The sequence below is a fragment of the Mycobacterium simiae genome, from assembly GCF_010727605.1.
In the GTDB taxonomy this organism is placed as follows: domain Bacteria; phylum Actinomycetota; class Actinomycetes; order Mycobacteriales; family Mycobacteriaceae; genus Mycobacterium; species Mycobacterium simiae.
The window spans coordinates 3,342,863-3,363,275 of record NZ_AP022568.1; the positions used below are offsets into that span (position 1 = coordinate 3,342,863).

Sequence of the window (20,413 nt, forward strand, 5' to 3'; positions counted from 1 at the left end):
GCACCGTTCGCCACGACGGACGTCCTGATGGGGATTTTGCCGCGTCACCCCGGTGGCGCCGACTCAGATGAGTACTGTGTTCGCGTGGCCGATACCAGCGACGCGGAGCTACGTCGGGTACGCGGCATCCATCAGCTGCGCTCGTACCGCATCGCGTCGGTGATCCGCATCGGCGTGGTCGGCTTGATGGTCGCCGCGATGATCATCGGTACCAGCCGCTCCGAATGGCCGCGCCAAGCCGTCCTGATCGGCGTGTACGCGTTCGCCGCGCTGTGCGCCATGGTGCGCGCGTTCTATCCGGTCGGTCGCCGGGGCGCGGTGGGCCGGCTGGAACCGTTTGCCTTCACGGTCATCGATGTCGTTGCGCTGACGGTCTTTCAACTGTTGTCGACCGACGGCGTCTACCCGTTGTTGATCATGACCATGCTGCCGATTCTGTTGGGCCTCGACGTGTCGTCGCGGCGCGCCGCGGTGGTGCTGACCTTCTCCATGGCCGGGTTCGCCATCGCGGTGATTCAGGACCCGGACATGCTGCGTTCGGTCGGCCTGCTCGAGGCAATCTTTCGCTTTCTGCTGTATGGCTTTCTATGTGCGACGGCGTACCTGGCCGTCCGCATCGAGGATCGGCACACTCGATCGGTTGCCGGCCTGAGCGTGCTGCGGGAGGAATTGCTCGCGCAGACGATGACCGCCTCGGACGTCGTGCAGCGTCGCATCTCCGAGTCGATCCACGACGGACCGTTGCAGGACATCCTGGTGGTGCGTCAGGAACTCGTCGAACTGGGCATGGAACTGCCCGGCGACGAGCGCGTCGAGCGCGCGCTGGCCGGACTTCAGATCGCCTCACAGCGCCTGCGGCAGGCCACTTTCGAGTTGCACCCGGCCGTGCTCCAGCAGGTCGGTTTGGGCGCGGCGGTGCACCAGCTGGCATCCGATGCGGCCCAGCGCTCGGGCATCGAGATCACCACGGACATCGACTACCCGATCCGCAACGAGATCGACCCGATCATGTTCGGGGTGGCGCGCGAACTGGTGTCCAACATCGTCCAACACTCGCGGGCCCGGCACGCGTCGGTCACGCTCGGGGTCACCGATCGCCGATGTGTCATGCATGTGGTTGACGACGGCGTGGGGTTCTGCGGCGAGACCATCGCACGCCGGTTGGGGGAGGGCCACATCGGGTTGGCGTCCCACCGCGCCCGCGTGGACGCCGCTCGCGGAGTGTTCGTCTTCCTGGACGTCCCGCAAGGCACGCACATCTGCGTGGACGTACCGCTGAAGTAATCGATCCGGGTGGCCGTTACCGCGCGACACTTGCCTTCGTAACCGGTTGAGTGTCGCGGCGAAAAGTTACCGAAGGTCTACGGATTTTCCGGTCGCGGCGGTGTAGCCGGCGCGATATCCGAAAACCATTGCCGGGCCGATTGTTCCGCCGGCCCCGCCGTAGGCCCGCCCGGTCGCACCCGCCATCGTGTTGCCCGCGGCGAACAAGCCGGGGATGGGCTCCCCGCTGACGTGGAGCACGCGGCCGTCGTGGTCGGTGCGCGGCCCGCCCTTGGTCCCCATCGCGCCGATGCGCACCGGCACCGCGTAAAACGGCGCGGTGTCGATGGGGCCGAGCGTCTTCCCGGCGGCAGTAGTGGCACTGTCGTCGCCCCAGTAACCGTCGTAGGCGCTGGAGCCGCGGCCGAACTCCGGATCGACCTCCTGGGCCACGTGGCGATTCCATTCGTCGATCGTGCGGATCAGTCCGTCGGCGTCGATACCGGTCTTGGCGCCCAGCTCGGCGAGGTCGGCGGATTCGCAGAACCAGTCGGGGACTGGCTCGCCAGGCGCCACGCCCAGAAAACCGTAGCGCTGCAAGTGAACCGAATCGAAGACCATCCATCCGCGATCGTTGACGTATCCGTCTCGCGGGTCCAGGTAGTGGAACGCGCCGGCCATCGAGTTGTAGTCGCAGGCCTCGTTGACGAACCGGTGCCCGGCCTGGTTGACGATGATGCTGCGGGGCCGGGTGCGCTCCAACCGCACGCTGCGACTGCGCTGCTTGCCGTCGATGGTGTCGCCGGGGATCTGCACGATTGGCACCCACCAGGCTTCGCCCATGTTGCCCAGATCCGCGCCGTGTGCCATCGCCATGCGCAGCCCGTCGCCGGTGTTGTTGGGCGGGGAGACCGCACCGTGCATCGGGCCACGCAGGAAGGCTTGCACCAATCTCGCGTCCCATTCAAAACCGCCGACGCCCAACACAACTCCGCGCCGGGCTCGCACCCTGAGGGTGCGGTCGGGCAGCGCGAGGCGTACCCCGACGATCTCTCCGCGCTCGGCGATGAGCTCTTCGGCGCGGGCATTGGTGTGCGGGGTGATCCCCGCGTCGAGTAAGCCCTTGAGCAGCCCCGCAATCAGGGCGGTGCCGGCCACACAAAGCTCGCTGCCTTCCTCGACCGCAGCGTGCAGACGAGCACGCGTCTCGGCATCGAAACCGACGTTGGACCAGTCGGCGGGAAAGAAGGTGATCCGGCTGCCCCACTCACCAAGCTGGTTGAGGTCGAACGGCCCGGCACTGAGTGAACGGCCACCGGTCGGTCGTCCCCCGGGCAGTTCCGGACGGTAGTCCGGGAATCCGGTGGCGACTTCGAACCGCAAGCCGCTGTACGCCTCGACGAACTCGAGCATGGCCGGCCCGGTCCGGACGAACGTTTCGACCAGATCGTCGTCCATCTGGCCGAGGGACTGGGCGCGCAGGTATTGCAACGCGTCGCTCTCGGTCAATTCGCCGTCGGGACAACGATTATGGGCCGGAATCCATACCACGCCGCCCGACACCGCCGTGGTCCCGCCGACGGTCGCGGCCTTCTCGAACACCTCCACGGCTGCGCCAGCCGCAGCCGCCGACAGAGCGGCGGTGAGCCCGGCGCTGCCGGTCCCCAGCACAACGACGTCGGTCTCGAGGTCGGGTTCGGGGTCCCAAGACATGAATGGTTATCCCTTCAGCTCAGCAGCTCGGACAACTGCTTCGCGGCTTTGATGACCGCCTCCCGGCCGCGCAGCACGACATCTTCTCGATGCGAGATGAGGTTGATACACGTCGGTGGGGACGGTGCCGGGCGGTGTACCGCCACGGCCAGACCGTAGGTATTCGGCTCGATCTCCCCGTAGGTCGTCACCCAACCACGTTCGCGTGCTCGCGCCACCAGCTCGCGTTCCCCGGGCCGCGGCGGAAGGCTTGCGAGCAAGGCGATTCCGGCGGCGCCGCGGTCCAGCGGGTAGCGGCTGCCCTCGTGAAACGACAGCTGGTAGGCGACGTGGCTGGGCACGATTACCGCCACCGCCACCTGTTGGTCGCCCTCGGCGACCAGCAGCGATACCGTGGTGCCCAGGTCGTCGGCCAGGGCGCGCAACGTGGGCAGGCTCAGCTGCCGGACGTTGCGGTCGAACGACGCGCCGAGCACCGCAAGACCCGCGGCCGGCCGGTACCGCCCGTCTTCTCCCTTGGCGACCAGCCGGAATTGGCTCAGCGTCGACAGCAGGCGATAGGCGATGGTTCGGTGCACTCCGACCTGGTCGGCGAGTTGTTGCACGGTCAGACCGGTCGGGGAATCGGCCACTATCTGCAGCGCGGTGAGTCCCCTGGCCAGTGTCTGTGAGCCGGTACCCGAACCCGTCACAGTCTTGACAGACCTCCCTAGGAGAGCAAGGCTCTAATATATAACGCACGCGAGTGTGCGATATTCGCACATCAGATAAGTCTAAAACGAGAACGACATTTTCACCAGAGGTAGGCAGAGGAACCGTGGCGGAGTTCGAAAGCATCTGGAGCGATCTGCAGGGTGTCGCGTTCGAGCAGGGCTACCTCGATGCCGAAGGCGTCCGGACCCGCTACCTGCGGGCCGGCGATGCCGGCAAGCCGGTACTGGTCCTGCTGCACGGATCGGGCGGCCACGCCGAGGCATATGTGCGGAACCTGGGGGCGCACGCCGAGCACTTCTGGACCTGGTCCATCGACATGCTGGGGCACGGGTACACCGACAAGCCGGGTCACCCGCTGGAAGTGAGCCACTACGTCGAGCACCTGATGGCGGTGCTGCGCACCATCGGGGCCGACCGCGCCCACCTCAGCGGCGAATCGCTCGGCGGCTGGGTGGCCGCCCGTACCGCCGCCGACTACCCGGAAGTCGTTGAGCGACTGGTGCTCAATACGGCCGGTGGCTCTCAGGCCGATCCCGTAGTGATGCAACGGATCATCACGCTGTCCATGGCGGCAGCCGAGAATCCGACCTGGGAAACGGTGCAGGCGCGCATCAAATGGCTGATGGCGGACAAGTCGAAGGACTACGACGACCTGGTTGCCAGTCGCCAGCGCGTATACCGCCAGCCGGGATTCGTCTCGGCGATGAGCGACATCATGGCATTGCAGGATCCCGGGATTCGCGCGCGCAACATCCTCGGACCGGACGAATACGGGTCGATCGTCGCACCGACGCTGGTGTTGTGGACCAGCGACGATCCCACGGCCGACGTCAGCGAGGGACGCCGGATGGCGTCGATGATCCCGGGCGCCCGGTTCGAGGTGATGCCCGGTTGTGGGCACTGGCCGCAGTACGAAGACGCCAAGACGTTCAATCAGTTGCATCTCGACTTTCTGTTAGGGCGCTGATGGAAGCTGCCGGGCGCCCCAGGCAAGGCGTGGATTTCGACGTCGTCATCGTCGGCGCCGGCCCGGTTGGCTTGACCCTGGCCAATATCCTCGGCGTGCAAGGGGTTCCGACCCTGCTCGTCGAGGAGCGCGACACCCTCATCGACTACCCGCGCGGCGTCGGGCTCGACGACGAATCGTTGCGCACCTTCCAGTCGATCGGCCTGGTCGACCGGGTGTTACCGCACACCGTCCCGAATCAGATCCTGCGGTTCTACGACGCCAAGCGACGGGTACTCGCCGAGATGGCTCCGCCCGATGCGCGGTTCGGCTGGCCGAAGCGCAACGGGTTCGTGCAGCCGCTCGTCGATGCCGAATTGTTGGCCGGGCTGGACAGATTCGACTGCGTCGAAGTTCGATGGAGCCGGCCGATGACGAGATGCGAGCAAGCGGCCGATGCGGTGACCGTCGAGCTGGGCGGTGCGCCCGACACGGTGCGGGCCCGCTATGTGGTGGGCTGCGACGGCGGCCGCAGCATGACCCGCCGGATGATGGGTGTGTCCTTCGACGGAACGACCTCCCCGACCCGCTGGCTCGTGGTCGACATTGCCAACGACCCGTTGGGCCACCCCAACAGTGAGGTCGGTGCCGACCCCGAACGCCCCTACGCCTCGATCTCAATCGCGCACGGAATCCGCCGGTTCGAGTTCATGATTCACGCTCACGAGACCGACGAGCAAGCCGAGGATCCCGCGTTCCTGGAGCAGATGCTGGCCCGCATGGTGCCGCGACCCGGTCGTGTCGACGTGATCCGGCGACGCGTCTACACCCACCACTCGCGACTCGCCGGCGTCTTTCGCAGTGGTCGGCTGCTGCTGGCCGGTGACGCCGCGCACCTGATGCCGGTGTGGCAGGGGCAGGGCTACAACAGCGGCATCCGGGATGCCGCCAACCTGGGCTGGAAGCTGGCCGCCGTGGTCAGCGGCAGCGCCGACGACAAATTGCTGGACACCTATGACATGGAACGCCGCAAGCACGCCCGGGCCATGATCGACCTGTCCACCATGGTGGGCCGCGTCATTTCGCCGACCAACCGTCACGTGGCCAGTGCCCGCGACCTGCTGGTGCGCTCGGCGTCAATTGTGCCGCCGCTCAAGCGATATGTGCTGGAGATGCGGTTCAAACCGATGCCGCGTTACGAGCACGGCGCCGTCGTACACACCTCGAATCCTGGCTCGCCACAGCGCACCGAATCACCGGTAGGCAGGTTGTTCATCCAACCCCGGGTCGATACCCGGACCGAGCAGGATGTGTTGTTGGACGACGTCATCGGTCCCTGGTTCGCGGTGCTGTGCTGGAACAACAATCCGCACAAAATTCTCGGCGACGAGGCCTTCGCGAAGTGGAAAGCGTTGGGCGCGTCATTCATTGCGCTGCGGCCGCTGACCCAGCTGCACTGGACCGGACACGACGATCCCGACGTCGTCGTCGTGGGTGATCGCACCGGCGGGCTCAAGACGTGGTTCGACGCGCACTCCGAATCGGTGCTGTTCTTGCGTCCCGACCGGTGCATAGCCGGTGCCTGTATCGCTCAGCTCGCGCCCGAACTGAGCGCGTCGCTCCTCGATGCCCTGACGCTGATTCCGGGAGGGGGTGATGTCGACGGTGGCAATGGCTCTGTGCTGTATGTCCCACAGCCCGCTCCTGAATCTTCCGGGGCCGTCGCGGGACCTGCTTGACGACGTCGAGGACGCCATCGCGCGGGCGCGCGACTTCGTCGGTGACTACGACCCCGAACTGGCTGTGATCTTCGCCCCCGATCACTACAACGGCTTCTTCTACAAGGCGATGCCGCCGTTCTGTATTGGGTTGAGCGCTAACGGGGTTGGCGACTACGGTACGCACTCCGGGCCGCTCGACGTGCCCACCGAGCTGGCCTCGCAATGCGCCGAGGCCGTCCTCGACGCGGGCATCGACGTGGCGGTGTCGGCCAGCATGGATGTCGACCACGGCACCGTCCAGCCGCTGGAGAAGCTGTTCGGGGATGCGGTCTCATGTCCGGTCATCCCCGTCTTCGTCAACGCGGTCGCGGTGCCCCTGGGGCCGCTGCACCGCTGCCGTGCGTTGGGCACCGCCGTGGGCAACTACCTGTCCACCCTGGACAAGCGGGTCTTGGTGATCGGCTCCGGCGGACTCTCCCACAGCCCCCCGGTGCCCACCCTGGCGACGGCGGGCCCTGAAGTCCTCGAACGGATCGTGCAGGGTCGGCCGATGACAACCGAGCAGCGCCAGGCCCGCCAGCTCGCCGTCATTGAAGCGGCCAAGGCCTTCGCCGACGGTCACAGCGATCTGCAGCCCCTCAACCCGGCCTGGGATCACCGCGTCCTGGAGATCATCGACGGCGATCGGCTTGAGGAGTTCGACCTCTGGTCGAATGCGTTCGTGACCTACGAGGGCGGTAGCTCGGCGCACGAGATCCGCGCGTGGATAGCCGCTTTCGCCGCGCTGGAAGCCGCGGGTCCGTATCGGACGGCGCTGCGGTACTACAAGCCGGCCGAAGAGTTGATCGCCGGGTTCGCGATCCGGACGGCGACATCGACGTGACCGGGACAGAGATGGATGACTTCGACCACGTCGTCGACGTGCTGATCGTTGGGTCCGGGGGCGGCGGCATGGCCGCCGCCCTGACCGCGCACGCATTCGGGCTGGACACCCTGGTGGTCGAGAAATCGCCGTACTTCGGGGGTTCCACCGCGTTGTCCGGCGGCGGCATTTGGGTGCCCGGTGCGCCGTCGCAACGCCGGGCAGGCTACTGCCCGGATCCCGAAGGCGTGGTTGGATACCTGCTCCGGATCACCGACGGACTGGTCAGCCAAGCGCGTATCCGGCAATACGTCGATTCGGCCCCGAAGATGCTCGAGTTCCTCGAGGGACTTTCTGGATGGTTCGAATTCGTCTGGAAGCCCGGGTATGCCGACTACTATCCGGAACTGCCCGGCGGCTCGGAGCTGGGCAGCACGATCAATGTGCCAGCTATCGATCTGCGCAAGCTAGGTCCCGACGAGAAGACGTTGTTGCAGCCCTTGGCGCTGGCACCTCGGGGAATCTGGTTGGGCCCGAAAGAGCTTCGAACGTTCTACCGGATCAGGCAGTCGTGGGCCGGGAAAGGCGTGCTGGTGAAACTTATCTGGCGGATGTTTAAGGCGCGGGTATTCAACGAGCGGATGGCGGCGATCGGCCAGTCGCTGGCGGCACGGTTGCGGCTGGCGATGCGCGACCGCGGTATCCCGCTCTGGCTGAACGCACCGATGACCGAATTGCTCACCGGCGCCGACGGCGCAGTGACCGGTGTGGTGATCGAGCGCGACGGCGAAACACAACGAATTGGCGCGCGGCGGGGGGTGATCCTGGCCTCCGGCGGGTTCGATCACGACCTGGCCTGGCGCAAGGAGGAACTGCCGATTCTGGCGCAGGATTGGAGCTTCGGTAACCCCGCCGCCATGGGAGACGGCATCCGGGCCGGCCAAAAGGTCGGCGCCGCAACCGACCTGCTCGACGAGGCATGGTGGTTCCCGGCCATCCAATGGCCGGACGGCCGTATGCAGTTCATGCTCAACGAGCGGATGATGCCCGCGCAGTTCATTGTCAACGGCGATGGCAAGCGGTTCATCAACGAGGCGGCGCCATACATGGATTTCGGCCATGCGATGATCGAGGGCCAGAAGTCCGGGGTCACCCACATCCCGTGCTGGCTGATCACCGATCACCGGTCCTTCAATCGCTACGTGGTGGCCGGGCACCTGCCGATACCGAAGATCCCTTTCGCGCCGGTGCCCACCGGCCGTAAGCTGCCGCCCGCCTGGCTGGAATCCGGCGTGGTCAAAGCGGCGAACAGCTGGGACGAGGTGGCGGCCAAGATCGGCGTCCCGGCGGCCGAACTCCGGGCCACCGCGGCGCGTTTCAACGAGCTCGCCCGCAAGGGCCACGACGACGATTTCAATCGAGGAGACAGCGTTTACGACAATTACTACGGCGATCCCACCTTGCCGAATCCCAATCTGTGTCCCCTGGGCGACCCTCCCTATTACGCGTTCCGCATCGTGCTCGGCGATCTCGGCACCTCGGGCGGTCTGCTGACCGACGAACACGCCCGGGTGCTGCGGCGCGACGGGACCACTGTGCCCGGGTTGTATGCGGTGGGTAACACCTCGGCACCGGTGATGGGCCGCAGCTATGCGGGAGCGGGGGCGACGATCGGTCCTGCGATGACGTTCGGCTTCGTCGCCGCGAAACATATTGCCAGCCAGGCCTGAGTCGCTAAGGAGGTAACAATGAAAATTTCACTGTTCTACGAGTTCGCGCTGCCGCGGCCATGGGCACCCGACGACGAACATGAGCTGTTGCAGGACTGCCTGGACGAGGTGGAGGCCGCCGACAAAGCCGGGTTCTCGACCGTCTGGCTGACCGAGCACCACTTCCTCGAGGAGTACTGCCACTCCACCGCCCCGGAGATCTTCTTGGCCGCGGCCAGCCAGCGAACCAATAACATCCGGCTGGGGTTCGGCATCATGCACCTGCCGCCAGCGGTGAATCACCCGGCTCGGGTGGCCGAACGTATTGCCACCCTTGACCTTTTATCCAACGGGCGCGTCGAATTCGGTACCGGCGAGTCGTCCTCCGTCGGCGAGCTGGGCGGATTCAACATCGACCCCGCCGACAAACGTGCGCAATGGGAAGAGGCGCTGGAGGTCTCGATCCGATGCATGGTCGAAGAACCATTCTCCGGCTTTCAGGGCAAGCACATCCAGATGCCGGCCCGCAACGTGGTGCCCAAGCCGCTGCAGAAGCCGCACCCACCGGTCTGGGTGGCCTGCACCCGGCCGGCCAGCGTGCAGATGGCGGCCCAAAAAGCTATCGGCGCTTTAAGTTTCGCGTACACCGGTCCCGGTCCGTTGACCGAGCGGGTCAACGGCTACTACAAGGAGTTCGAGGAGAGCGGGGTGCCGGTCACACCGCAGATCAACCCGAACATCCTGGCCATCGGCGGTGACCTGTCGATGATGGTGGCCAAGTCCGACGAGCAGGCGCTCGAGCGGCTGGGCCAGGGCGGCGGGTTTTTCTCGTTCGGCATCATGCACTACTACATGACCGGCGTGCACACGCCGGGACGCACTGGAGTGTGGGAGCGGTATCTGCAGGAGGTCGCCAAGGACCCGACGCTGGCCTACGGCCCCGGACGCGGCGCGATCGGTTCCCCCGCCACCGTGCGCGATTTTTTGCGGGGCTACGAGGACAGCGGCGTCGACGAGATCATTCTGCTGCTCAACCCTCGCAGCCACGAGGGCACCATGGAATCGATCGAGTTGATGGGCAAAGAGGTGCTGCCCGAGTTCATCGAACGAGACGAGAAGGCGGTGGCCGAGAAGGCGAAGCGGCTGGCGCCGGTCATCGACAAGGTCGAGTCGCGGCGCCCGCAATCCAGCTCGCCGAAATTCGACGAAAGCTACTCGTTCGGCGGACTGCCCACCGGTCGCGGCGGTAGCTTCACTGCCAGTGAGATCCCTGAGGCGATGGCCGAGATCAACGAGGGTCGGGTCCAGGCCGCGCAGCGCGCGAAGGAGGAGCGCAGCAAGTGATTCCGTACGGGCTCCGGCGCTAGGACGATCGTGGGAGCAATCGACGGGCTGTGGCGATATGACGGCCGCCGCGCGGTGGTGACCGGCTGCGCGTCGGGCATCGGTGAACACGTGGCCCGTCAGCTCATTGAATCCGGTGCCGAGGTGATCGGCTTGGACCGGCGCCGACCGTCGTGTGCAGCCAACGCCTTTCACGAGGTGGACCTCGCCGACCCGGATTCGATCGAGTACGCCGCGGCGCGCATCGTCGGGCCGGTCGATGCGTTGTTCAACGTCGCCGGGGTTTCCTCGGGAATCGGTGATCCGGTGCTCGTCGTGACGATCAACTTTCTGGGTCTGCGTCAGCTCACCGAGGCGGTGGTCCCGAAAATGGTCGCGGGATCGTCCATCGTCAGTGTGTCCTCGCTCGCCGCGGCCGCGTATCGCGAACATGCGACGGCGGTGGCCCCGCTGCTGAACACCACGACCATGCGAGAGGGCATCAACTGGTGTCGTGGCAATCCCGATGCCCTGGGCAACGGCTACCAGTTGTCCAAGGAAGCGATCATTCTTTACACGATGCGAAGCGCTACTCCGCTGGGGGCCCGCGGTATCCGCATCAATTGCTCGGGCCCCGGCGTGACCGAGACGCCGATCCTCGATCAGTTGCGCACCGCCTACGGGCAAGGCTTCCTCGACGACATCCCCAAGCCGTTAGGCCGGGTTTCCGAACCCGCCGAGCAGGCGGCGGTGCTGCTCTTCTTGAACAGTGCTGCAGCCAGTTACATCACCGGACAGGTCATCTGGGTCGACGGTGGGAATGTCGGCGCGGCAATCGCGCGCGACCTCTTACAAGCGCAGGAAGGATCCTCGTGGCCGACTTGACTGATTTCCGGCGGGTCGCGCGTGACGTCTGCAACTGGGGCCGCTGGGGAGACGACGACGAACTCGGTACCCTGAACTTCATCACCGCGGACAAGGTCGCGCAGGCCGCCAGCCTGGTCCGGCACGGCAAGATCTTTCCGCTCGGCGTCGACTTCGGCGCCTCGGGCCCACAGGGCGCCTTCGAGTTTCGGCACAACCCGGTCCACATCATGACCGTCGACGGCGGCGACGTGCACACGCTGGCCAAGTACGGTTCCAGTTGGCCGCGTAACCCGTTGGCGCAACAGCTGAGTGGCTACATGACCGCCGACAATCCGTTCCGCTTCAACGACGACATCATCATCATGCCGCTGCAGGCGGCCAGCCAATGGGACGCGCTGTCGCACGTCTACTACGACGATCGGCTCTACAACGGTTTTCCAGCCGATTCGGTGACCAGTATGGGCGCCTACCACTGTGGCATCGACAAGGTGGACGTCAAGGGCGTCACGTCACGCGGTGTGCTGCTGGACCTGGTACGGCATCGAGGAGCCGAGGTTTTCCTGGAGGCCGGTAATCCCATCTCGCCCGAAGAACTCGACGACGTGGTCCGCGCCCAGGGCGTGACCATCGGGCGAGGCGACATCGTACTCATCCGAACCGGCTGGTGGACAAGGTTTCTCATGACCGGCAATAAGACGGTAGGCTACTCCGGGCTGGATTGGCGATGTGCGCAGTGGCTGCACGATCACCAGATCGCCGCGGTGGCAGCCGACAATCTTCAGGTCGAAGACCTGGTGTCCGGCGTCGAAGGCATCACGTTTCCGCTGCACCTGCTCTGCCTGCGCGACATGGGCATGATTTTCGGCGAATACTGGGACCTCACCGCGTTGGCCGAGGATTGCGCCGCCGACGGTGTCTACGACTTCCAGCTGATCGCACCGCCGTTGCGGGTGGTCGGTGCCGTCGGCTCCCCGGTGAATCCGATCGCGATCAAGTGATGAGCTTGCACTACAAGACCCTCGTGGTCGACGGCCTGACCACCGGCTACCTGGAGGCTGGAGACGGCGAACCGGTGCTGCTGCTGCACGGCGGTGAGTTCGGGGCCAGTGCCCAACTCGGCTGGGAACACAACATTTCCGCGCTGGCGGCACACTACTGGGTGCTGGCACCGGACATGCTGGGCTACGGGAATTCGGCGAAAGTGATCGACTTCGTCAATGGCCGGGGCATGCGGATTCGGCATGTGGCACGGTTCTGCGAGGTGCTGGGTATCACGTCGGCGCACTTCGCCGGCAACTCCATGGGTGCCATCAACCTGCTCAACGACGCCACGTCGGACGCGCCGCTGCTGCCGGTCCGCAGCCTGACGATCATCTGTGGCGGCGGAGAGATTCAGCAGAACAAGCATTTTGAGGCGCTGCAGGAGTACGACGCAAGCCTGGCCGGTATGCGCCGCATCGTCGAAGCGTTGTTCCACGATCCCAGCTATCCGGCCGATGACGAGTATGTGGGCCGGCGGTACGAATCGAGCATCGCACCGGGCGCGTGGGAGGCGGTGGCGGCGGCCCGGTTTCGCCGCCCCGGTGCGGGGCGGGCACCGACGCCGTCGAGTGCGCGGGCATACCAGCGCATCGAGGTGCCGACGCTGATAGCCGAGGGGGGCAATGACAAGCTGCTGCCCCCGGGCTGGGCCGCCAACATCGCGGCACAGATCCCCGGGGCTCGCTCGGTGATCGTCGACAACGCCGGTCACTGCCCGCAGATCGAGCAACCGTCCCGAGTCAACGAGCTGCTGCTGCGTTTCCTGGCACAAGCCGATCAGGACTCGCCGCGGACCCGTCGCCGCAACTAGTTCTGTCCGTCGGTACGTGCAGACCATGACAGCCAGGTGTCAGGAGACGCCCAACGCTTTAGCGCGATAGGTGCGGGGGGTGACGCCGTATTTTGATTTGAAGAGCCGAGAGAAGTGAGCCGGGTTGGCCAACCCCCAGCTCGCCCCGATGGAACATACCCGTTCGCCCGCAAGTGCGGGATTGGCCAGGTCCCTGCGGCAATGTTCGAGGCGTCTTGCCCGGATCCACCCACTTAGGGTGTGCCCCCGTTCCTCGAAGATCTGCTGAAGCCACCGAAGCGAAACGTGATGAGCCTCAGCGATGCTGGTCACGTTGAGGTCCGGCTCGCTCAACCTCTCCTCGATGTGCAGCTGGACCTTGAGGAAAAAACTCGCTTTGGCGTCGTGCCGACTGCCGTGATTTGTCGGCGTCAGCCGCTCGGTCAACAGCGCTCGGATCAGTTCCAACACGGCCTCGGCCGAATGCCAGCTCCCTTTGCCAATCCCGGCACCAAGCTCTCGGGTCAGGGCGTCGAGATACGTCGTCAACAGCCATCCGTGGCCCGCGCGGCCATCGATGGGCTGGCCCAGCAGGCGCCGCAGTGCCGTCGGGGGCAGCCCAAGCACACTGCGGGGGACCAGCACTATCTGCATCCGCGAAGATGGCGTCCCGTCGACCTGATACGGGCACGCCGTGTCGTAGAGCATGAGGCTTCCCGCGGTCAATGTCGATTGCCGGCCGCCCTGGCTGACCTCGGACACACCACTTCGCTGCACACCGAGCTTCAGAAAATCGTCGTCATTGCCCGCCGCGATGAGCTTGTTGGTACGACGGACCACGAATGCATTGCGCGTCCATACCTCTGAGATCCGAATCAAGCCGAGATCTACCGTTCGCACGACGGAACGGAAATCGTCGACGTCCTCGCTGGAAAAGCACACCGGCAGGAGCCGGTCGGACAGGTGCTGGCCATACTCTTCGAATTCGTCTGTGCCGGTGAAGCTTTGATCTAGAAGACGGACCACCCACGCACCCTTTCTTCGCCTGGTATGCCGCCGCGATAAGCAGTGCTTGGCAAGCGACAAACGCGTTATCACTATATGTCGCTTGACCTTCTGCCCGCCTTGGTGCGAAGTCCGCACGCATCGACAAGCGCGGGAATATGTCGATTAGCCGATCAATCACTGTCGCCATCTCGTGGTGGGTGAGCTTATGCGCTGGCTTTGCGGCTCTCATTGATCCGGAGAAGCGATTAGTCAATGCGGACCGAGGGTCCGGATCCCAAAGTTAGCCTGCAGAAGCGACTTTGAACTTCCGCGCGGTCGGTTAGCTCGCGTCATGGCGAAGGTGTAAGTGTTGTTCGGGAAAATGCGCCTGCCGACGGTCGAGCTGTTGCTTCAGCCAGCACACAGCTGCCGGTCCGGCTTGGAAAGTCCCTGTGAAGTGGTCCTCAGCGGGCGTGGTGGACCAGGTGACGTCTGCTCCGAGTGCAACGTAGCGGTCGTAAAGTTCCCGCGCCTGCTGCACCGGTACTACCGCATCGTTGTTCGCGTGGTAGAGGAAAACGGCGGCATCCGGTTTGACACGCCCATGTCGTTCCCGCGCCAGTAGTGAGCGCCACATGGGTGTGTCCCAGGCGTCATCGCAGTGCATGTGGTGCCGTAATTCCTGTGGATACGCACGGATGAGGGCCGCGATGTCGAGCGTTTTTGCGTGCGCGGCCGCGGCATGTCCTTGTTTGTTCAGTACATGCCCGAGCACGGAACTGCCGTACGCGTGGATCAGGCCAACGGTGACCGCAAGATTGATTGCCGAGAACGGACCGCCATCGAGCGCCTTGGCGACCTGGTAGAGATCGGCCGGAACTCCGCCGGCGGCGATCGCCCGCACGTTCAGTTCCGGTGCGTATGTGGGCTGAAGTTCGGCCGCCCAGGTGGCATAGCGGCCGCCCTCGGAATAGCCCCACAACAATACTGGCGCATCGTTACCGACGAGGTCGGTCCGCGAGATTGCCCGGACTATGTCCAGCATCGCGTGTCCGCCAGGTCGCCCCGCGCAATACGAATGCGGTCCCGGCATCCCCAGACCCACACCGTCAGTGACGGCCACACTCCATCCCTGGCTAAGGGCGAGTTCGATGAGCGGCAGTTCGAACTCTATACCCCGTCTCATCGCATAGCTGGGGGCGGCGTTTCTGGTGAGACCGCGCGCTAACACACCGTAGCTGACAATTGGACGCGTTCCCGGGCCAGTCCAATCAGCGAGTGGCTGCAATATCGTGCCCGACACCGGGATCGTTTCCCCTCGGACGCCGATGGAGCTGTAAACCACTTGGCAGGCCGAGCTTTCGACCCCGGTTTGGACTTCGACCTGCCGCATTCGGAAAAGGTGGCCCGGCCGGATTCCGTCGGTCTCCACGGGTTCGTAGAAACGGTCTGCTTCAGGTCTGGGAATCTTCACGGCACTACCTCTCATTGATCAATCGGTCACGAAGGCCTGACTCGAGCCGCGACGGGCGTCCTAGGGACAACGCGGCCACAACGGCGAGGAGGGCAAGGGCGGCGGCGAGTGTTAGGCCGAGGGAGAAGCCGTCCATCAGGGCGCCGGTCGGTGTCGTCCTACCGGTGGTCAGCGCGTCACGGGTGCGGGTCGCGGCCACCGAGGCCAGCACCGCCACTCCGATTGTCCCGCCGGTTGATTGGAAGGTGCTCAGCAGCCCGGCGGCAATTCCGGCGTCTTGCTCGTCGACATCGGCCATCGCCATGGCGGCGTTGGCAACGAAGGTGGTGCCCACGCCGGCGCCGAGCCCAATGATTGCCGGAAGAAACAGATGCGTGTAGGGCGTGTTCTCCCGTAGAAAGACGAGACCTATCGCCGCGGCCGCGGTAACGACCGTGCCGCCGGTAACGATGGTCTTCGGTTGCGTGACCGCAAGGAGGCGCCGGGCAACAATCGCAAAAAGAAGAACCCCCGCTCCCAGCGGCAAGAACCGCAGCCCCGCCTCGATCGGCCCCTGCCGAAGAATCACCTGCAGGGTTCGGCTGAGAAAGAAGAACGCCGGATACAAGCAGGCGAACAGTAACGCAGCGATGAGATACGCGCCGAGTCGTATGCGGTGCCGCAGGATTCGCGCGGGCAGCATCGGCTCGGGCGTGGCCTTCTCGACGAAGCCGAATAGCGTCATCATTACCGCGGCCGCAACCAATGTCACCGTCGAAATAACGTCACCCCATCCGTCGGTCCCCGCGCGGATCACCCCATAGGTGAGGAAGGTCATCGCCGCGGTTGCCGCCGCGGCCCCGGCCACGTCGATGCGACGCCGTACGCCCCTCGCGTCTGGCAATACCCGGGGTGCGACACACAGCACCACGAGGCCGATGGGAACGTTGATCAGAAAAACCCAGTGCCAGCTGTACAACTCGGTAAGCACGCCTCCCAATGCCAGGCCAAGCGTGATCCCCAGGCCGGCCATTGCGCCGTAAGCCACCATCGCTCGCGTTCTGGCCGGGCCCTGAGGAAACAGTGTGGAGATCAGCGCCAGCGTGGTCGGGCTGGCGACGGCGGCGCCGACTCCCTGTCCCGCACGGGCTGCAAACAACATCGCTGAATCGTGCGCAAGACCGCCCAACAATGATGACGCCGTGAACAGCCCAATACCGATGATCAAGGTATTGCGGTAACCGATGAGATCACCGGTGCGGCCACCGACCAGCAACAAGCCGGCGAATGCCAGCGTGTAAGCGTCAACCACCCATGCCAAACCTGCGTTCGACAGGCCAAAGTCCTGTTGAATCGCCGGTATTGCGAGGTTGACGATGGTTACATCCAGGGTCGCCATCAACTGTGCGATGCATACCAATGGCAACGCAAAGACCTTCAGACGCGCAGCTGACTCAATCGTCATGTCGACCTTCCCGTGGCGGGGCACGTTTGTGTGATGAGACCCGGGGTGCGGCTTGACGAATGCCGTGGCCGGACATATCGGCCAAGGCTCAAGGGTCGTCGAAGTGCTTGTTATTTCCTGCTTTACGTCGTCGAAAGCTGCAACCTACGAACGGGATGATTCATTGTTTCCCGCGATCCGTTCCAGCACTATCGAGGAGATGATGACGGGTTGCATGGTGGCGCACATTCGGTCAGCATCGACATGCTGTGCGGGGTGACGTCAAAGGCTGTGGCCCACCGCAAAGGATGCCCGCAGCGTTTAAAAGACGTACTCCAGCCGGGTCATCATCCCCGCCACTTGGTGATAGGTGTTATGGCAGTGCAGTGGCCACACGCCCGGGTTGTCGGCGACCAGGACGGCGAGCATCTTCTGTTTGGGCAGCACGATCACGGTGTCCTTGCGGGCGCCCAGCGTTCCGTCGGGATTGATCAGCTGGAAAGTGTGCCCGTGCAGGTGGATCGGGTGATACATCGTCGTGGTGTTGTCGAACGTGATGGTGGGTCGTTGACCCTGCTGCACGCGCAGCGGATTGGTCTTGCTGTAGGGCTCGCCGTTGATCGTCCAGTCGTATTGAATCATATTGCCGCCCAATATGACCGGAAGGTTGAGCCCCGGCTCGGGACGGGGCAGCCGGGCGGGTGTCGTGGCGGCGAACATCGCGACGGTGCCCACCCGCTTGGTGAGTTCCGCCGGCTGGAACTGTGCGTCCGGCGGACTGCCCTTACCGGTAGACAGCAGCGCGCGCGCCAGCGCGTTCTTGCCTTCGGCCAGCGCGACCAGCGGGAAGACCCCGTCGGCTGCGGTCACGATGACGTCATACCGTTCAGCCATCCCGATGAGCAGCGCGTCGACCTCCGTCGGTATGACCGGAAAGCCGTCGGTGTGGGTGACGGTCATGGTGTGGCCGGCTAGCGCGACCCGAAACGCGGTGTCGGACCCGGTGTTGATGAAACGGATCCGGATGCGCTGGCCCGGCTTCGCATTGAAGACGGTAGGGGAGGCCGGAATCCGGCCGTTGATCAGATAGAACGGGTAGGCGATGTCGCCCGCGTCACCACCGAGGAGATCGCTGGTGCCGACCCGCGCGGGGGCTGCCGGCGGCGCGGGGCTGGTGGAGGTGGTCGGCGTGCTGGAGGTGGTCGGCGTGGTGGATGTGGTCGCGGTGGTCGCTGTCGTAGAAGTCTCAGACGTGGTCTCGGGGGTGGTCGACGTCGTCTCGGGAGGGGGTGGCGGCGGCACGTTCGTCTTGTTCGGATTCGTGAGTTCCTCGTAGAGCTGATGCGGGCTCTTGCCTACCCCGTCGGTCCAATCGTCAAGGACAACAATCCATTCGGCGTCGTAATCGCTCTCTGTTGGGTCATCGATGATGACCGGCAGGTACAGGCCGGTGTCTTCGTCGAGACCGGTGTGGGGATGGCCCCAGAAGGTACCCGAATTGGGCGCCGAAAACTGGTAGGTGAATTCCTGGCCGGCTTCGATGTTCGGTGTCGCGGGTTCGGCGCCATCCATGTTGTTGCGCAATGCAATACCGTGCCAGTGCACCGATGTCGGCCGGTCGAGTTGGTTCGAGACCCGCACCACAAGCTCGTCCCCGATCGCGGCCCGGATCAGCGGGCCCGGGATCGTGTCGCCGAAGGTCAGCGTTTGGACGACGGGCCCACCCAGATCGATCTGCCTGACCCGCGCGGTCAAACTGGCCGTCACCGTCCGCCCGCTGTGCGGCCGGGCGGCCTCCGCGGTGGCGATCGCGTCCGCCATCTTGGTGGCACTGTCCGGCGCTGTGGACTTGGACTGGCCACACGCCGCCAGCGTCAGTCCGCCCGCAATGCCTGCCGCCATGAACCCGCGCCGGGTGAACCGCGCACCGAAGGGACCCCCACTGGTGGGTTGCACCGGCATTGATCGCTCCCTGTCGTCGGTCGGTTGGTTCTCGGCGAATTAACGGTGCACGGGAGTTAGCCAGAACGCAACCACCGATCGACGATTCTTATCCGAACTCAGACTGCGGCGCCGCCACCGTCGACGTGCAGAGTGGAGCCGGTGATGAAACTGGCGCGGGGGGAGCTGAGAAAAAGGACGGCTTCGGCGATCTCGGACGCGTAGGCGCTACGACCCAACGGCAGCGCCCGCCCGAGCTCCTCGTTGATCTCTCCCCAGGCCGCGGCCACCCCGCGGGTGCGGGTGGGGCCGGGCGCCACGCTGTTCACCCGCACCCCTGCGGCCCCGAATTCGACAGCCCAAGTACGGGTGAGCGATTCCAGGGCGGCCTTGGAGGCGCTGTAGCCCGACGCGCCGGCAATCCCCTTGAACGCGGCCATGGTGGTGACGTTGACGATGCTGCCGCGACCGCGCTCCAACATGCGCGGAATCAGGCCAGCGACCAGAAAGTAGGCGCCGCGCACATTGGTATGGAACATCTCCTCGAACGCGGCCATGTCCTGGTCGACCGTCAGCGCAGACGGGAAACTACCGGCGTTGTTGACGATGATGTCGACATCGCCGCACTGTCGCACAAGCGAATTCACGGCCTCGGCGTCGGCCATATCGGTCTGCACGAACCGGGCGTCCCCGCCGATGACCTGGACCGCTCGTTCGCCTCTGTCGCGGTCACGGCCTGAGACGATGACCGTGGCGCCTTCGCTTGCGAGCAACCGCGCGGACTCGAGTCCGATGCCCGCTGTCCCACCGGTGATCACCGCGGTCTGGTCGACCAGCTCCATCGGACTCGCCTCCTGGGCATTGCTACTTGGCGGAGGGCACCTGAGCGGCGAGCCAGTCGCCGAACCTGGTGGGGTAGAGGGCCACGTCTTCACCGTCGATGGGAACGATCATGCGGTCGTCGAGCACCGCACCGTAATACTGGGCGTTGGGGTCGGTCACCACCTCGCGCGGATCGCCGGTCGCGGCGAACCGGGCCCGGATGAAGTCGTCCATGCCTTGCTTTTCGGGGCCAGCGATGTTGATCAGTCCGGCCGGCTCGCCGATCGACGCGCGCGTGACGGCCGTGGCCACATCGGTGGCCGCGATCGGCTGGAAAGCCCCGTGCGGGGCCCGGACGGTATTCCCGTCGGTCAGCGAATCAGCAATGCCGCCAACGAATTCGAAGAATTGGGTGGCGCGCACGATGGTGTGCGGCGCTCCGGATTCCTGGATCAGCTTCTCCTGGGCGATCTTGGCCCGCATGTATCCACTTGCGGCCGCCCGGTCGGCTCCGACGATGGACAGTGCGACGTGATGCTGCACTCCGGCCGCGCGCTCGGCCTCGAGGAGGTTACGGGTGGAGGTAGTGAAGAATTCCAGTACGTCGTCGTCGGCCCAGGAGGGAGAGTTCGACACGTCCACCACTGTGTGCACTCCGGCAACCGCCGCGGCGAGACCTTCGCCGGTGATGGCGTTGACCCCCGAGCTCGGCGAGGCCGGGACGGCCTCGTGCCCCAGTTCGGTGAGCTGGGCTACTACCTGCGATCCAATGAGTCCACTGCCGCCGATTACCAGAACCTTCATGATCACGCCTTCC

Annotated in this window: 17 protein-coding genes; 9 read left to right on the forward strand and 8 right to left on the reverse strand. The window is 65.0% G+C overall.

The genetic code is table 11. The features are described from left to right. Positions 1–84: 84 nt before the first annotated feature. Entirely contained in the window at positions 85–1,284 is a 1,200-nt protein-coding gene (locus G6N33_RS15655) for a sensor histidine kinase (RefSeq protein WP_044508433.1), read from the forward strand. A 66-nt stretch (positions 1,285–1,350) separates the two neighbouring features. On the opposite strand, the gene G6N33_RS15660 is transcribed toward G6N33_RS15655, so the two are convergent. Beyond that, on the reverse strand, positions 1,351–2,976 hold the full coding sequence (locus tag G6N33_RS15660) for an FAD-dependent oxidoreductase (protein WP_101528634.1): 1,626 nt from the start codon (positions 2,974–2,976) through the stop codon (positions 1,351–1,353). A 14-nt stretch (positions 2,977–2,990) separates the two neighbouring features. Next, positions 2,991–3,668: an IclR family transcriptional regulator gene (locus G6N33_RS15665; RefSeq protein ID WP_044508432.1), complete on the reverse strand. Its 678-nt coding sequence runs from the start codon at positions 3,666–3,668 to the stop codon at positions 2,991–2,993. 125 nt (positions 3,669–3,793) lie between these two features. Here G6N33_RS15665 and G6N33_RS15670 point away from each other — a divergent pair, with 125 nt between their 5' ends. The 8 genes from G6N33_RS15670 to G6N33_RS15705 are packed head-to-tail and all read left to right on the forward strand — an operon-like array spanning position 3,794 to position 12,970. Continuing rightward, complete coding sequence (locus G6N33_RS15670; RefSeq protein ID WP_044508431.1) at positions 3,794–4,657, forward strand: alpha/beta fold hydrolase; 864 nt, start codon at positions 3,794–3,796, stop codon at positions 4,655–4,657. Next, a complete protein-coding gene (locus tag G6N33_RS15675; RefSeq protein ID WP_044508430.1) occupies positions 4,657–6,375 on the forward strand; it encodes a bifunctional 3-(3-hydroxy-phenyl)propionate/3-hydroxycinnamic acid hydroxylase in 1,719 nt (572 codons plus the stop codon). Before G6N33_RS15670 ends, G6N33_RS15675 begins: the two co-directional genes overlap by 1 nt. Further along, positions 6,323–7,240, forward strand: a complete 918-nt coding sequence (locus G6N33_RS15680) for a 3-carboxyethylcatechol 2,3-dioxygenase (RefSeq protein WP_044508429.1) — start codon at positions 6,323–6,325, stop codon at positions 7,238–7,240. The genes G6N33_RS15675 and G6N33_RS15680 overlap by 53 nt, the downstream gene beginning before the upstream one ends. 11 nt (positions 7,241–7,251) lie before the next feature. Then, positions 7,252–8,949, forward strand: a complete 1,698-nt coding sequence (locus tag G6N33_RS15685; RefSeq protein WP_044508428.1) for an FAD-binding protein — start codon at positions 7,252–7,254, stop codon at positions 8,947–8,949. 18 nt (positions 8,950–8,967) lie between these two features. Continuing rightward, entirely contained in the window at positions 8,968–10,272 is a 1,305-nt protein-coding gene (locus tag G6N33_RS15690; protein ID WP_044508427.1) for an LLM class flavin-dependent oxidoreductase, read from the forward strand. 30 nt (positions 10,273–10,302) lie between these two features. Further along, positions 10,303–11,136 carry a coniferyl-alcohol dehydrogenase gene (locus G6N33_RS15695; RefSeq protein WP_044508426.1) on the forward strand — a complete coding sequence of 278 codons (834 nt, stop codon included), beginning with the start codon at positions 10,303–10,305 and terminating at the stop codon, positions 11,134–11,136. After that, positions 11,124–12,116 carry a cyclase family protein gene (locus tag G6N33_RS15700; protein ID WP_044508425.1) on the forward strand — a complete coding sequence of 331 codons (993 nt, stop codon included), beginning with the start codon at positions 11,124–11,126 and terminating at the stop codon, positions 12,114–12,116. The genes G6N33_RS15695 and G6N33_RS15700 overlap by 13 nt, the downstream gene beginning before the upstream one ends. Beyond that, positions 12,116–12,970: an alpha/beta fold hydrolase gene (locus G6N33_RS15705; protein ID WP_044508424.1), complete on the forward strand. Its 855-nt coding sequence runs from the start codon at positions 12,116–12,118 to the stop codon at positions 12,968–12,970. The genes G6N33_RS15700 and G6N33_RS15705 overlap by 1 nt, the downstream gene beginning before the upstream one ends. Before the next feature lie 39 nt (positions 12,971–13,009). Here the strand turns inward: G6N33_RS15705 and G6N33_RS15710 are convergent, their stop codons facing one another. The 6 genes from G6N33_RS15710 to G6N33_RS15735 form a co-directional block, all read right to left on the reverse strand. Then, positions 13,010–14,035, reverse strand: coding sequence for an AraC-like ligand-binding domain-containing protein (locus tag G6N33_RS15710; RefSeq protein ID WP_163771551.1), 1,026 nt, complete (start codon positions 14,033–14,035; stop codon positions 13,010–13,012). A 241-nt stretch (positions 14,036–14,276) separates the two neighbouring features. After that, a complete protein-coding gene (locus G6N33_RS15715; protein ID WP_163771553.1) occupies positions 14,277–15,410 on the reverse strand; it encodes a lipase family protein in 1,134 nt (377 codons plus the stop codon). Positions 15,411–15,414: 4 nt separating this feature from the next. Continuing rightward, positions 15,415–16,854: an MFS transporter gene (locus G6N33_RS15720; RefSeq protein ID WP_044508422.1), complete on the reverse strand. Its 1,440-nt coding sequence runs from the start codon at positions 16,852–16,854 to the stop codon at positions 15,415–15,417. Between the two features lie 300 nt (positions 16,855–17,154). Continuing rightward, the gene (locus tag G6N33_RS15725; protein WP_044508421.1) at positions 17,155–18,795 is read right to left on the reverse strand and encodes a multicopper oxidase family protein; all 1,641 of its coding nucleotides are present in this window, start codon (positions 18,793–18,795) and stop codon (positions 17,155–17,157) included. A gap of 98 nt (positions 18,796–18,893) precedes the next feature. After that, complete coding sequence (locus G6N33_RS15730) at positions 18,894–19,616, reverse strand: SDR family NAD(P)-dependent oxidoreductase (protein ID WP_044508420.1); 723 nt, start codon at positions 19,614–19,616, stop codon at positions 18,894–18,896. 22 nt (positions 19,617–19,638) lie between these two features. Continuing rightward, complete coding sequence (locus tag G6N33_RS15735; protein WP_101528649.1) at positions 19,639–20,400, reverse strand: SDR family oxidoreductase; 762 nt, start codon at positions 20,398–20,400, stop codon at positions 19,639–19,641. Between the last annotated feature and the right edge of the window lie 13 nt (positions 20,401–20,413).

Coding starts and splice junctions, on each gene's coding strand:
- G6N33_RS15660 (WP_101528634.1), bottom strand. CDS start 2,976: ATGTCTTGGGACCCCGAACCCGACCTCGAGACCGACGTCGTTGTGCTG.
- G6N33_RS15675 (WP_044508430.1), top strand. CDS start 4,657: ATGGAAGCTGCCGGGCGCCCCAGGCAAGGCGTGGATTTCGACGTCGTC.
- G6N33_RS15680 (WP_044508429.1), top strand. CDS start 6,323: ATGTCCCACAGCCCGCTCCTGAATCTTCCGGGGCCGTCGCGGGACCTG.
- G6N33_RS15685 (WP_044508428.1), top strand. CDS start 7,252: ATGGATGACTTCGACCACGTCGTCGACGTGCTGATCGTTGGGTCCGGG.
- G6N33_RS15690 (WP_044508427.1), top strand. CDS start 8,968: ATGAAAATTTCACTGTTCTACGAGTTCGCGCTGCCGCGGCCATGGGCA.
- G6N33_RS15705 (WP_044508424.1), top strand. CDS start 12,116: ATGAGCTTGCACTACAAGACCCTCGTGGTCGACGGCCTGACCACCGGC.
- G6N33_RS15720 (WP_044508422.1), bottom strand. CDS start 16,854: ATGACGATTGAGTCAGCTGCGCGTCTGAAGGTCTTTGCGTTGCCATTG.
- G6N33_RS15725 (WP_044508421.1), bottom strand. CDS start 18,795: ATGCCGGTGCAACCCACCAGTGGGGGTCCCTTCGGTGCGCGGTTCACC.
- G6N33_RS15730 (WP_044508420.1), bottom strand. CDS start 19,616: ATGGAGCTGGTCGACCAGACCGCGGTGATCACCGGTGGGACAGCGGGC.
- G6N33_RS15735 (WP_101528649.1), bottom strand. CDS start 20,400: ATGAAGGTTCTGGTAATCGGCGGCAGTGGACTCATTGGATCGCAGGTA.